Below are 13988 nucleotides of genomic sequence, written 5' to 3' on the forward strand. Positions count from 1 at the left end.
CTAAACCCATAAAATGCCTTTCGATTTTTTAAAATATCTTCAACCTACGCATTACTTTCAGTTGTATACCAAAACTGGGCGGTCTGTGTTTCCTATGGTTGAAAGCTTGCCAAATGCGGTTATAGAGCAATTGGATGGCGATAGCGATTTTGAATCTCATCTCGCTAAACAATACGATCTCTCATGGCAAGCCATTCAAAACGGTTACGTTGGTGACGTGAGTACCTACTCTGATTTTGAAGGTGTTTCTATTAAGGATAATTACCATTTTATAAGAAAATATTTTAATCAAACATGGGTGTTTTATGTGCTGCTGCTGCGCTTATTTTCGTTAAAAAATCCATTCATAGAACTTAGCGGTTGGTATAAAACAAGACCTGTTAATAGAGTCCTAATTAAGGGTGTTTCTATATATGACGATGACTATAGGAATTTTAAATCAGCATTGATTACCGATAGTCCTAAAGTAAGTATCGTCATTCCAACATTGAATAGATATACTTATTTGCAAGATGTCCTTAAAGATTTGGAACAACAAGATTACAAAAATTTTGAAGTGATTGTGGTGGATCAATCAGATCCATTTAATGGACTGTTTTATAATGATTTCGAATTGGATATTCGACTCATAAAACAAGAGGAAAAGGCTTTATGGTTGGCAAGAAACACTGCGATTAGACATGCTAAAGGAGAAATTATCGCCTTGTCTGAAGATGACGTACGTATCCAGTCCAATTGGCTTTCTGAGCATTTAAAATGTTTAGATTACTTTAAAGTTCAAGTATCTGCAGGTGTTTTCTATCCAGAAGGACAACCATTGCCTAAAGAGCGCTCTTTTTTCGCTGTAGCCTCACAATTTGCTACCGGAAATGCTATGTTTTACCGAGATATATGTAAAACAATAGGACTTTTTGATAGACAATTTGAAAAGCAACGCATGGGTGATGGCGAATTTGGATTGCGTTTGTATTTGGCAGATATTAAAAGCATATCAAACCCCAAAGCTTCTTGCATTGATGTTAAGGCAGGAGAAGGTGGCTTACGAGACATGGGAAGTTGGGATGCTTTTAGACCATCTAACTTTTTTGCGCCTCGACCAATCCCAAGCGTCTTGTATTTTTTTAGACGCTATTTTGGAAGCAAAGCATCCAAATTAGCCCTATTACGTATGATCCCTCTATCTATTTTGCCTTATCAGTTTAAAAAGAATAAACCTATGCTTTTGCTTGGTGTTCTCGTTAGTGTATTGATTCTGCCTTTGGTGATTTATCAAGTTTTTAAATCATGGCACCTTGCGAGTAAAAAAATAAAATTAGGACCATTGATAGAACAGTTAACGTGACTCTAGAAACTACAGATATTCTTATCATAACCTCAGAGTTTCCGCCCCAACCTGGAGGTATCGGCAATCATGCTTATAATTTAGCATTATATTTATCTAAGCGACATTATCGGGTTGAGGTCATTGCCGATCAGCGCTCAATTACAGGAGATGAAGAACGTGATTTTGATACAGCACTTCCATTTCTAGTCACAAGAATTAAACGCACTAGGCGGCGTTCTTTTATGTATCTCCAGCGTATCCTAACGACTAGGAAGCGGTGCAGGACAGCCTCTCACATTATAGCGACTGGTAAATTCTCACTTTGGAATATTGGCTTTTTAAATGTTCGTAAAGCGGCGAAGACTATGGCTATTATTCATGGAACAGAAGTGAACTTGAAATCTTTTTTTCTTCGGAAATCAATAGACTTGGCATTACAGAAATTCAATACGATTGTGGCCGTATCAAATTATACAAAAGGCCTTGTGGCTCACTTAAATAAAAAGGTGGTCGTGATCCCCAATGGTATTGATGTAGACCAATGGTCAGCTAATATAGCACAACAGCCTTTAAAAGGGCAACCTAGCTTGATCACTGTTGGTCGTGTAAGTTCTAGGAAAGGACAACTTAACGTGATAAAGCGCTTGCCTGAGCTTGTGAAACGGTTCCCTGAACTTCATTATCACTGTGTGGGGATTCCAACCGAAGCGGAATACTTTATCAAAGAGGCGGAAGCTTTACATGTGGGGTCATACGTCACATTTCATGGGAGTGTTAGTGCTGCTATTCTAAAGCAAATGCTTGGGGCGACAGACCTCTTTGTCATGCTGAGTTCAGAGAGTGTAACTGGAGATGTTGAAGGTTTTGGGATTGCTATTTTAGAGGCTAATGCTTTAGGTATTCCTGCCATAGGGGCGAAGGGTTGCGGGATTGAAGATGCCATATCTGATGGGCATTCTGGTCTCTTGATCAATGGGAATTCTACTAAAGATTTTGAGACCGCTCTTGTTACGATCTTGTCTCATAAAGCAACCTATCGTATGGAGGCAAAAAAATGGGCACAACAACATGATTGGACACTAATTATCAACCAATATTTAGCGCTTTTGGAATGAGTACCTTAACCATAATTTCACATACAGAGCATTATAAAACTCAAGACGGTACCTTTGTAGGTTTGGGGTCTACAGTCACCGAAATCAATCACTTGCTAGCGGTTTTTGATCATATTGTTCATGTCGCTATGTTGCATGATACTGCAGCGCCTCTAAGCGCTATGCCATATACGTCAAATAGGATTCGGTTTGTGGCGCTGCCAGCTTTAGGAGGTCAAGGGATTAAAGATAAATTAGCCATTGTTTGGCGCGCACCTACCGTGTTAAAAATAATTAATTCTGAAATTAATAAGACCGATTACTTTCAGTTTAGAGCACCAACAGGCATTGGTGTGTTCGTGATGCCTTATCTGTTGCTTTTTAGTTCTAAAAAAGGCTGGTTTAAGTATGCAGGTAACTGGAAACAGGACAATGCGCCTTTAGCCTATAGTTTTCAACGTTGGCTATTAAAAAACCAAAAACGTAAAGTGACTATTAATGGGTTTTGGGAGGATCAACCGCCTCAATGTCTCAGCTTTGAGAACCCGTGTTTAACTTCCGAAGAACTTAAAAAGGGGCAGGAAACTAGAAAGCATAAGTCTTTAGAGGGTCAAGACATCAGTCTGTGTTTTGTGGGACGATTAGAGCGTGAAAAAGGGCTAGACCTTTTTATTGAAGCGCTATTGTCTTTAACTACTGCGGAAGCCTCTAAACTTAAAGCGATCCATATTGTTGGAGATGGGAATGACTTGGAACACTACCTGAATAAAACTAAGCGCAGTGAGTTACATTTTATTTTCCATGGATTTTTGTCTAGAACAGAGGTTCATGCTATTTATAAGCAATCTCATGCTATTGTGTTGCCATCTGCATCAGAGGGATTTCCTAAAGTCATCTCTGAAGCCATGAATTATGGGTGTTTACCAATAGTGTCTAATCTTTCGTCAATTGCACAGTATATAAGTGAGGACGTCAATGGCTTTCTGTTGTATCCCATAACCTTAGAAAACCTAGTTACTCAAATAAGAAAACTATTGAATTTATCAACAGAAAGTTATTTGAATATGATCCATTCTCGAGAGGATCAATTTTTAAAGTTTACATACACTCATTATAATGACAGACTTAAATACGAATTATTAAGCAATTACTAATGATATAAATAATGTCAATATTTTTGATTTTAGAGCAAAATAGTATTAGATAACTGAGAATATTAGGTGCAACAAAAAAAAAAAATTACATTTAGCATTCTGCTATTAATTTATAAATTACAAATGATTTTAAATAGGATTTCTTGGTTTTTTAAGCGGCATCCGTTTTTATATAAAGCGCGTTTTAAACTATTATCTAAAAATTCTAGTATCGAGAATATTGAAGAGCAATCTTACAATGTCAAAAATAAGATTAATGACATTCCTGATTATTTCAAAGAAGTCAATGCCATGATTTTTAAGGATGGTACACCAAAAAATGATCTTGATGTGGTCAAACAGTTAAGTATTTGGTTACAAAACAATATTAAAGGTGGGCCTGGATTAAGTGAGCCTTCTGAAGAAGCTTTAAGAATAATGCTCGATGGTAAAGGTGGTGTTTGTAGTGATATCGCTCAAATCTTTAATAATTTTTGTGTGATTAATAACATACAAGTACGTGAATGGGGAAATACACGTGCACCATTTAGCACAACTTATGGAGGGCACTCCTTCAACGAGTTTTTTTCTAAGTCTTTAAATAAGTGGATTTTAATTGATGTGTCTTACAGTTTGTTTTTTTATAACAAAAATAAAGAGGCACCATTATCGGTATTAGAGCTTTATGCCTTTTTTCCAGAACAAGGCGGCATTTATTTTAAGAGCTTTAATGATGCCAAAGCTGTAGATGAAAAGAATATCACTAAAAATTATTTACATCACGATACCATTGCATTTTTAATTTGCAATTACTCCAACAAGACTTATGACGCTTTTTTAAAACGCACACGACCTCATATTCCCGTATTTGTGACTCATTTTGTGATATTTCTTCTTGGAAAAAGCTATCATTATCGCTTTCCATTAAATAATTATAAAGAGATCTTTAGTTGAAGATTACTGAAATTTATAGTTTACAGCAGCGCTTTTAAATTTAAGACATCTTATAAAATTTAGCATTAATTTCTAAAATAATATTACAACAAGTGAAAACCAATATTACATATGTTACAGCTATCGGCTTTCACATTGCTATTGGACTTTTGATTTATTTAAATGAGAGCTTGGCAAAAATCTATTTTGCAGCAGCCTTAGTTTATTTTTTATATCGCATTCTCTTAGTGAATGATTCTCAAAAAACGTTTGAAGTTTTAAAGGCCTGTGCTTATTTTGTAGGTGCAGAGGTTTTTTTTAGAACGACAGGAGGTGCTATTTCTTATGAAGCGGGAAAGTACTTGGTAATTCTGTTTATATTAATAGGTATGTTTTATAAAGGTATTTCAGGTAAGGGATATCCGTATTTTTTGTATTTGTTATTGTTAGTGCCTTCGATATTTGTTGCCTCAACCACCTTAAGCTTTGATGCTAATTTTAGAACAAATATCGCTTTTGTTTTAAGTGGTCCTGTATGTTTGGGTTTAGCTGCTTTATTTTGTTATGATAAGAAAGTAACGTTTAAGCAAATGTCGCAGATATTAATGTTTATGCTTCTTCCCATTCTATCTCATACTGCCTATGTGTACTTTTATGCGCCCGATTTGCGAGATGTTTTGACAAGTACTGCTTCCAATAGAGAGGCGGCAGGTGGCTTTGGCTCGAATCAAGTTGCGACTGTTTTAGGACTGGGGATGTTTCTTCTCGGTATTCGATTATTTATAAACTCAAAAACTTTTGGGATTCGTTTATTAAATACGGTGTTGTTGATTTTCGTGTCTTATCGTACTGTCGTTACTTTGAGTAGAGGTGGCGTAATCACGGGTATTCTTTGTATTCTTATCTTTTTGTTTTTTTATTATATTCAAGCAAAGTCTAAAGTTAAAAATCAGGTTATAGGTGTTTTCGGACTCTTTGTTACGGCATTGGTATTAGCTTGGTTTGTAAGCTCCAGCCAAAGTAGTGGCCTTACAGACAAACGTTACGCTAATCAAAATTCCAAAGGAATAGAGAAAAATGACCTCACCACAGGTCGTAAAACTCTATTTCTTCAAGAAATAGATGGTTTTATTACAAATCCTTTCTTTGGTATTGGGTCGAGTCGTGCAAAAGATAGACGCATAGAGATTGACGGTCAAGGGGTGACATCACATAATGAAATTAGTAGAACTTTAGCAGAACACGGTATCTTTGGCGTTATAATTTTATTAATTTTAGTATTTAAACCTTTAGATATGAGATCAATAAATAGAAAAAATTATTTTTTCTTTGCCTTCCTCGCTTTCTGGTTTGCCACTATTAATCATTCATCCATGCGCATCGCAGCACCAGCTTTTATATACGCATTGGCACTTTTAAACGTCGTTAATGAAAAAAATCCTATACATAGGAAACAACTTAAAGAACAGCAAGTCTAACGTTTCTGGAATTCAAATTCTGGGACCACTGTTAGAGAGTGAAGGCCATGTTGTTTATTATGCGTCTTCAAAGGCTAATAAACTGCTTCGGTTATTAGATATGATCACGTCCTGTCTGTGGTATTCTAAAAAAGTTGATGTCGTTTTAATAGATACCTATAGCACTCAAAATTTTTACTATGCTTGGGTTATCGGTCTCATTTGTAGACGCTATAAATTACCGTACATGCCAATACTTCATGGAGGGGATTTACCAAAAAGACTGCAATCTCATCCCAGCAAAAGTGATACTCTTTTTAATAATGCGATTTGTTGTATTGCACCCTCATTATATATTAAAGAAGCCTTTGAACAAAAAGGGTATCGCCCTATCGTTTATATCCCTAATGCCATAGAAATGGTCAACTATCCTATTTCTAAAAAGACATTTGAGATACCAAAATTACTCTGGGTGCGTTCATTTTCAAAAATATACAACCCTACATTAGCCATTAGCGTGTTAAAATCTTTGCAAGACAGGTTTCCAGAGGCAGAATTGTGTATGGTTGGACCCGATAGTGATGGCAGTCTAAAAGCTGTTATTGATTTAGCGAATGAACTACATGTTGCTGTTAAGATTACAGGAAAGCTCACAAAAACAGAGTGGATCCATCTTTCAAAAGACTATAATATATTTATCAATACCACCAACTTTGATAATATGCCTGTGAGTGTTATTGAGGCTATGGCACTTGGTTTGCCAGTAGTGTCTACAAATGTAGGCGGTATGCCCTATTTAATTACAAATCAAAGGGAGGGTATTTTAGTGAATCCAGATAATGTACTCGACATGGTAAACGCGATACAAGGAGTGATGAGCGATCGTTTAAAAAGAGAGGAAATCATTAGAAACGCAAGACTAAAAGCAGAACAGTTGGATTGGAAACACATTAAAAAACAATGGATAGATATCTTGGAGCAAGAAAATGATGAATTCTAACTTAACTTCTTATATTTACAAAAGCCCTTTTAAAAAATAATGAGTCAGAAAAAAAGTATCCATTTTGAGATCTCCGAACGTAAAATATTATTGCGTCTTGTAGATCTTTTTGTCGTGATTCTTGGTTTATATATTTTACAAATCTGTATCGATTTTGACTACCTCACAGTCAATAAAAATAATATTGGCTACCTTATAGTTCTAGGAATCTATATCACCGTCTTTGGGACTGTTTTTGAAATATACGATCTTCAAAAATCGAGTAAATTAGATGTTACTTTTAGGAACATCGTGTTAACCGCTTCAACATCTGTATTGTTTTATCTGTTAACGCCAGTATTGACGCCATTTCTTCCTGAACGACGTCTTCAAATTATCTATTTTTATCTCGGAATCATTGGGATGATTTTTATTTGGCGCTGGGCTTATATCGTGTTTGTTTCTGCACCTAGGTTTTATAAAAAAGTGCTGCTTGTAGGTGAGATTTCAAATATTGAGAATATCATTAAGCCGCTTAACCAGAGTGACCCTAACTATAAAATTGTAGGCTTTATTAATTCTGAACCAAAATCTGAATCACCAATAAAATTCAAAGGTTTAAAGGAATTTAAGTCTGTAGATTTACTGCAGGTGATTAAGGAAGAAAAAATTTCTGAAATATTAGTAGCGAGTTACAATTCTGAGACGATTACACCAGAGGTGTATCACGATCTTATTTTATTATTAGATCAAGGATTTGCGATACGAGAATACACGCAGGTCTTTGAGGAAATAACCTATCGTGTACCCGTTCAATTTGTAGGTAAAGATTTCTATAAATATTTCCCGTTTAGTAGAAGTAATCAAAACACCTTATATCTCTTTTTTCATAGAGTTTTTGATATTTTGTTTTCTGTTATAGGCTTATTTATAGGCGTTTTGTTATTGCCATTTATTCTCTTGGGAAATTTAATTGCAAATAAAGGGCCTCTATTTTATTTTCAAGAACGCGTAGGCCAAAATGGAAAGCTCTTTCAAATAGTGAAATTGCGAAGTATGATCGTGAATGCCGAAGCCGCTGGTGCTAAATGGGCAGAAAAGAACGACTCAAGAATCACTAAGTTTGGAGTGTTTCTTAGGCGATCACGGCTTGATGAAGTCCCTCAATTTGTTAACGTTTTAAAAGGTGATATGAGTATTATTGGACCACGTCCAGAACGTTCGTTTTTTGTCAACGAGCTCTCTAGGATTATCCCATTTTACGAAACAAGGCATATTGTAAAACCAGGACTTACGGGTTGGGCACAAGTAAATACACGCTATGGATCATCTGTTGACGATAGCTTAACCAAGCTTCAGTATGATTTGTATTATATCAAGCACAGGAGTGTGTTTTTAGATATCAATATTGTTGTGAAGACGCTAAGTACTATTTTGTATTATAGAGGACAGTAAATGTAGTCTTCAGTTTACAGTCGAAGTCTGAGTGGCAGTTTTTAGTGCTTACTGTGGCCTTTACGCTTATGTGTTTTGCTAGCGCTAGACAAATGATAGTACTCTTATTCTTACTCTAGTTTCTAATCCTGTTTCTCAGGGTTTAATTTAAAGTTGACGTCTTGATAATTATAGGTTTTATCTGCGACATACTGTGCTCTTTTGTGAAATGCTCTCTGATAGCCTTTATAAATATTCGCCCCCTAAGACGTCTCTTTTTTTCTTCGGAAGAATCCAATCAATCCAACAAATACAAGAATAAAGATGCTAATTCTGGCTATATAATCACCAGCCATGACATAGAATGTAATTGTATCGTTGGTTCTTATTTGTCCGGATAATGCGCCTTTTTCTCCGTAAGCAAGGCGACTCGTAATCTCACCTTTAGCATTTATAATTGCAGAAATACCCGTATTCGCACTTCGTACAATATCACGACGTGTTTCAACAGCTCTTAGTTTGGCGTAACTTAAATGTTGTTTATGGCCTTGGGTTTCATTCCACCAAGCATCATTGGTTATTATGGCTAAAAAGTTAGCCTCATTTCTAACATAACCTGATACAAACTCCCCATAGACAGATTCATAGCAAATGATAGGAGCTACCTTAAATTTTGAGTTGGATGAGGTAAAAACACCTCTGTAATCTTGTGTTGTTTTCATGGCAACTGTACCACCAAGATCAATAAGGGCGTCACCAACAATCGGTTTTAGTATGTCTTGATATGGGAAGTTTTCTATACCAACCACTAGTTTTGATTTGTTGTATTGCTGTACAGAATTTGAACTATTAATTAAAAGAGCAGCGTTGTAGTCGTCATACCAAGTATTTGCTGTGAATTTGTAGGTATTTGTTTCTTTCTTTATTTTGCTCTTGTCTGTGAACATGTCATAAAATGAAATACCAGTTAAGAGATTCACATTGGGATGTGCTTTGACATACCGGTCAAACTTGCTCTTTAACAATGAATTATCAAACGTACTAAGTGGTGTGCTTTCTGCTAGAAACGTTTCAGGAGCAATGACAAAATCTGTAGCATCTGTAATTTTGGAGTCTGATAACTCAAAAAATAACTCTGCAAAATTTAAATTAGTCATGTTATATTTTTCCGAATACGGATCAATATTAGGTTGTAAAGCAATGACATTAACCGTTTCGCCTTCTTGTGTATAGGAACTATATATTACAAAGGAAATAAGAATAGGTACAATTATGAGTCCGGCACATTTCAGCAAAACAGATTTTAAAACCCGCTTTGATTGGTCATCTTGATAGGATAAAATACCCTTAAAAATAAGTGCATTTAATATCCAAATCCAAAGTGTACCTCCAAAAGTCCCTGTGTATTCATACCACTGAATCCAACTCATATATTCTGAAAACCCATTACCGAGATTAAGCCATGGCCAAGAAAACTCCCATCCTAAATGTAATTTTTCAAAACTTATCCAAAGGACTACCAAAAATAATAACGCTCTGTTTGTCGATTGACGCTTGGCATATTTGTGATAGATTAGAACGATAAGTGCCATTAAAGCAGCATTTACAAAAACAGCAAAACTGGCACCAAAGAGATCGGCAAACCGCAACCAACTTGTGGTGATTGCATTCCAGATGACAAATGTGAGATAGGAAAGTCCGAATATTTTAAGTCCCTTGCGTTTTACCTCAGACAGTCGCAATTGACGCTCAGCCAATAGTAGTGGTACAAATGCAAAAAATAATAATAAAGGGAAACCGTAGGTAGGCCAGCCCAAAGCCAATAGGACTCCCGATGCTAAGGCCAATAATACCAATTTGAATTTAGAAAAACGCATGAAAAAATGGTGTTGTTTTATGTTGGAATCGGTATCGATTGTGATTCACTATCTAAAGATACTAAAATCGAGTTTCAATGAAAAGACATTAGAGTATAAGGCGGCACTTTGATCTCCAATATCTGTAAACGCATAATCTATTTGAATGCCTCTGTATTTAAAACCTAATCCTAGACTCGGTTGAAACGTTAGATTTTCAGAATTATCTATTTGTAATTCATTTTGAAAATTACCAGCTCCTGCTCTTAAAAACACCAAATCAGTATACCCAAATTCAAACCCTAATGCAGGATTAAAACTGGCAAAAGAGGACGAAATCACATCGTTATTTTGCTCAAACCTCACATTTAAATCAAAGGATGCTAATACTGAATAATCATAACGAATTATGAATTTTTTGGACATTCCTAACTGTAGTTTAGGGATGGTAAGTTCTGTGCTTTCTGGTACTGTTTGATTTTGACCTTCAATTGCATTTTGAATATCTGCTAATTTATCGTCATTAAAAGACCAGGCATTAAATGTGGTTGTAATATCTCTGGCCATGATACCAAATTTCCAATCGTTTTTACTTTGAAATTGAATCCCTACATCCAATCCAAAACCCCAAGAATTGGCAAAATCACCAATAATACGTCTCACAACCTTGGCATTAACACCATAACTCAAACCGTCTAATGGTAATAATCTAGCGTATGAGAATGTTAGTGCATAATCTGCTGTAGAGAATAAACTCACACGATCATAGTTAATATTTCCCTGATCGTCTATTAATTGTGTCGTGTCTAAAATATCGTCAACACCAAATCTAATAAGGGATAAGGCCATAGCACTTTTATCATCTAAAGGTTTGGCAAAAGCGATATAATTGTAGTTGGCAATGTTAGCAAAATAACTGGAATGTAAAAGCGCTAACTGGCTGTCTTCTAAATTTACAAGTCCAGCAGGATTCCAATAGCCAGAGTTGACATCAGCAGTGTGAGACACCACACTATTACTCATCCCAAGAGCAGCGGCATCAACACCAATATTCAAAAATTCATTAGAATATTTGGTTTGAGAAGCGCATAAAAACGGTATCAATGTCGTAACAATGAATAGGTACTTTTTCAACAGCAAAAATTTTTTACAAAGATGCACAATATTTTCCACCTATTAAACTGTAAATAACGCCAGATATTGTGCTGCTTTTCTATGAAACTTGTTATCAATTAAATCTATAGTCACAACAGGTTTTTTTTATAAAAACAGATAGAACTCCCGCTATGCTTAATTTTCCTAATTCACATAAATAAAAAAGCGTCATTTTTTGCTTCTGTAAATTCAATCAATACATGGTTTAGTCGTAAATAGTTTGCTATTTTTACACAAATCTCATGTATGTCTATAAAAAACTACATTCCGAACTTTATAACACTCCTTAATTTGTTCTGCGGAAGTATCGCAGTCATCTTTGCAGTTCACAATAATTTTATTGCCACTGCAATATTTGTGTTTCTAGGTATTTTCTTTGATTTTTTTGACGGATTATTAGCCAGAAAACTTAATGTCCAAAGTCCGTTAGGTGTTCAGCTAGATTCTTTAGCCGATATGGTAACTAGTGGCTTAGTGCCAGGAATCGTGATGTTTAAATTAATTGCTACAAGTATTAATGCTCCGGAAATAGAGATACTCAACGACTGGTCTACAAATGCAACGTGGTCAATTGAGGTGTCCTGGTATGCGCTTATTGGTTTATTTATCACATTAGCATCGGCTTATCGTTTGGCAAAATTTAATATTGACGAAGATCAGCAAACCTATTTTAAAGGTCTTCCAACACCAGCTAATGCTTTGTTGGTGTTATCCTTACCTCTAATAATAGAATTTCAAAATAGCAGTTTTGCAACTGATTTAATCTTAAACCAATGGTTTTTAATTGCGTTTACTTTGGTGAGCTGTTATTTGCTAAATGCTAAGATTAAATTATTTGCTTTAAAATTTAAGGATTATAGTTTAGCTAATAATACAATGAGATATACACTTGTCATTTTAACAGCAGTACTACTCGTGGTTTTTCATTTTATGGCAATTCCTCTTATTATAGCATTGTACATCCTGCTGTCTGTATTTGAGAATATGACAGCTAAAACTCTTTAAAAAACATTTTATACACTTAATAATGGCATCAGGATTTTTTGCACTGTTAGATGATATTGGGGCGCTCATGGATGATGTCGCTGCAATGAGTAAAATTACGACTAAAAAAACCGCGGGAATTTTAGGTGATGACTTAGCTGTTAATGCCGAAAAAGCTTCTGGTTTTGTTGCTTCTAGAGAAATCCCTGTACTTTGGGCAATTACGAAAGGTTCAATGCTGAACAAGCTTATCATATTGCCAATTGCGTTTTTATTGAGCGCTTTTTTACCTTGGGCAGTAATTGTTATCTTGGTTCTTGGTGGTATTTATTTAGCTTATGAAGGTGCTGAGAAAATTTATGAATATCTGGTCCCGCATAAGCAGCATGTTACGGTCGAAAACAAAGGGGAACTTTCAAAAGAAGGGCTTCTACAATTAGAAAAGACGAAAATCAAATCAGCCATAGTAACCGATTTTATACTTTCCGTAGAAATTGTAATTATTGCTTTGGGAACGGTTGTAGGGGAAGATTTACTATTTCAAATTTTGGTAGTGTCTTTCGTTGCCGTTATTGCTACCATAGGTGTTTATGGAATTGTCGCTCTCATTGTGAGAATGGATGACCTTGGCTTCCGTTTGGTGAAATTGAGTAAAGGTCAAAAGAATGTGACCTATTATATTGGAAATTTCTTGGTTCAAGCCTTGCCTAAAATCATCAAGAGTTTATCGGTCATTGGAACCATTGCATTGCTGTTGGTCGCAGGTGGTATTTTTACGCATAATTTAGAGTTCTTACATCATTTTTTAGAGGAGATACCCTCTGTTATTAGAGATTTTGTTTTGGGACTCGCTGCTGGATTCATAGCGCTTTTAGTGGTGGCTATGTTACAGAAATTTTATGCTTTATTATTCAATAAAAAGAAGACTACTTGACACAGATCGTAAACAAATTTAATGCTGTTAAGAATTAAAAATATATAAATCAAACCTATGAAGGACCTAAATTTTCCGATAAGTTTTACATTTCATGTTACTACATTATCCAACGATTTTTCAGCTAAAGATGCGAATGGTAGAACCGTAGCCTATGTTAGGCAAAAAATGTTTAAGCTTAAAGAAGATATTAATATCTATGATAATGAGAATAGGACTCGTCTTACTCATAATATTCGTGCCGATAAATGGATAGATTTTTCTGCTGCTTATAGTTTTAAAGATGCGCAAGGTAAAGAGATTGGGAAAATTGCGAGAAAGGGTTGGGCTTCTGTTTGGAAAGCACATTATGAACTTATTGATCAACATCAAAAACTACAATATCATATTAGAGAAGATAATGCTTGGGTAAAGGTATTGGATTCTGTATTAGGGCAACTTCCTATAATTGGTGGATTAACAGGATACTTATTTAATCCTAGTTATACCGTAACCGATTTAAATGATCAAGCTATTTGTCAGTTAAAAAAAGAAGCGTCTTTCTTCGGAAGAAAATTTAAACTTTCAAAATTGAAGCCTATAGATCATGAGGATGACGAGCGTATCGTTTTAGGATTTATGATGATGGTATTATTGGAACGTAGGAGAGGATGATTTTTTGGTTTTAGATGAATTGTTGGTGGAAAACACCAACAATGGCGAAGG

General features: G+C 35.4%; 12 protein-coding genes. 10 read left to right on the forward strand and 2 right to left on the reverse strand.

The window, feature by feature from the left end; genetic code table 11:
• The first annotated feature begins 13 nt into the window (after window positions 1-13).
• From H593_RS0115680 to H593_RS0115710, 7 genes are all read left to right on the forward strand, one after another.
• Window positions 14-1342, forward strand: coding sequence for a glycosyltransferase family 2 protein (locus H593_RS0115680; protein WP_028873286.1), 1329 nt, complete (start codon window positions 14-16; stop codon window positions 1340-1342).
• Window positions 1339-2439 carry a glycosyltransferase family 4 protein gene (locus H593_RS0115685; RefSeq protein WP_028873287.1) on the forward strand — a complete coding sequence of 367 codons (1101 nt, stop codon included), beginning with the start codon at window positions 1339-1341 and terminating at the stop codon, window positions 2437-2439. Before H593_RS0115680 ends, H593_RS0115685 begins: the two co-directional genes overlap by 4 nt.
• Window positions 2436-3572 (forward strand): glycosyltransferase, encoded by a 1137-nt coding sequence (locus H593_RS0115690; RefSeq protein ID WP_037052715.1) that lies wholly within the window; start codon window positions 2436-2438, stop codon window positions 3570-3572. Before H593_RS0115685 ends, H593_RS0115690 begins: the two co-directional genes overlap by 4 nt.
• 123 nt (window positions 3573-3695) lie before the next feature.
• Entirely contained in the window at window positions 3696-4505 is an 810-nt protein-coding gene (locus H593_RS19520) for a transglutaminase domain-containing protein (RefSeq protein WP_051229780.1), read from the forward strand.
• Between the two features lie 92 nt (window positions 4506-4597).
• A complete protein-coding gene (locus H593_RS0115700) occupies window positions 4598-5962 on the forward strand; it encodes an O-antigen ligase family protein (RefSeq protein ID WP_245585069.1) in 1365 nt (454 codons plus the stop codon).
• The gene (locus H593_RS0115705; protein WP_028873289.1) at window positions 5913-6941 is read left to right on the forward strand and encodes a glycosyltransferase family 4 protein; all 1029 of its coding nucleotides are present in this window, start codon (window positions 5913-5915) and stop codon (window positions 6939-6941) included. The genes H593_RS0115700 and H593_RS0115705 overlap by 50 nt, the downstream gene beginning before the upstream one ends.
• A gap of 39 nt (window positions 6942-6980) precedes the next feature.
• Window positions 6981-8375 carry a sugar transferase gene (locus H593_RS0115710; RefSeq protein ID WP_028873290.1) on the forward strand — a complete coding sequence of 465 codons (1395 nt, stop codon included), beginning with the start codon at window positions 6981-6983 and terminating at the stop codon, window positions 8373-8375.
• A 242-nt stretch (window positions 8376-8617) separates the two neighbouring features.
• Here H593_RS0115710 and lnt read toward each other — a convergent pair whose 3' ends face one another.
• Window positions 8618-10231 carry an apolipoprotein N-acyltransferase gene (gene lnt / locus H593_RS0115715; protein WP_028873291.1) on the reverse strand — a complete coding sequence of 538 codons (1614 nt, stop codon included), beginning with the start codon at window positions 10229-10231 and terminating at the stop codon, window positions 8618-8620.
• A 48-nt stretch (window positions 10232-10279) separates the two neighbouring features.
• Entirely contained in the window at window positions 10280-11344 is a 1065-nt protein-coding gene (locus H593_RS0115720; RefSeq protein WP_028873292.1) for a putative type IX sorting system protein PorV2, read from the reverse strand.
• A gap of 267 nt (window positions 11345-11611) precedes the next feature.
• Between H593_RS0115720 and H593_RS0115725 the strand changes: the two genes are divergently transcribed.
• Genes H593_RS0115725 through H593_RS0115735 form a run of 3 tightly spaced genes read left to right on the forward strand, consistent with a single transcriptional unit; the run spans window position 11612 to window position 13937 of the window.
• Complete coding sequence (locus H593_RS0115725; RefSeq protein ID WP_028873293.1) at window positions 11612-12370, forward strand: CDP-alcohol phosphatidyltransferase family protein; 759 nt, start codon at window positions 11612-11614, stop codon at window positions 12368-12370.
• 22 nt (window positions 12371-12392) lie between these two features.
• Window positions 12393-13283: a DUF808 domain-containing protein gene (locus H593_RS0115730; RefSeq protein WP_028873294.1), complete on the forward strand. Its 891-nt coding sequence runs from the start codon at window positions 12393-12395 to the stop codon at window positions 13281-13283.
• A gap of 57 nt (window positions 13284-13340) precedes the next feature.
• The gene (locus H593_RS0115735) at window positions 13341-13937 is read left to right on the forward strand and encodes an LURP-one-related family protein (RefSeq protein WP_028873295.1); all 597 of its coding nucleotides are present in this window, start codon (window positions 13341-13343) and stop codon (window positions 13935-13937) included.
• Window positions 13938-13988 lie beyond the last annotated feature (51 nt).

This window comes from Psychroserpens burtonensis DSM 12212 (assembly GCF_000425305.1).
Lineage (GTDB): Bacteria > Bacteroidota > Bacteroidia > Flavobacteriales > Flavobacteriaceae > Psychroserpens > Psychroserpens burtonensis.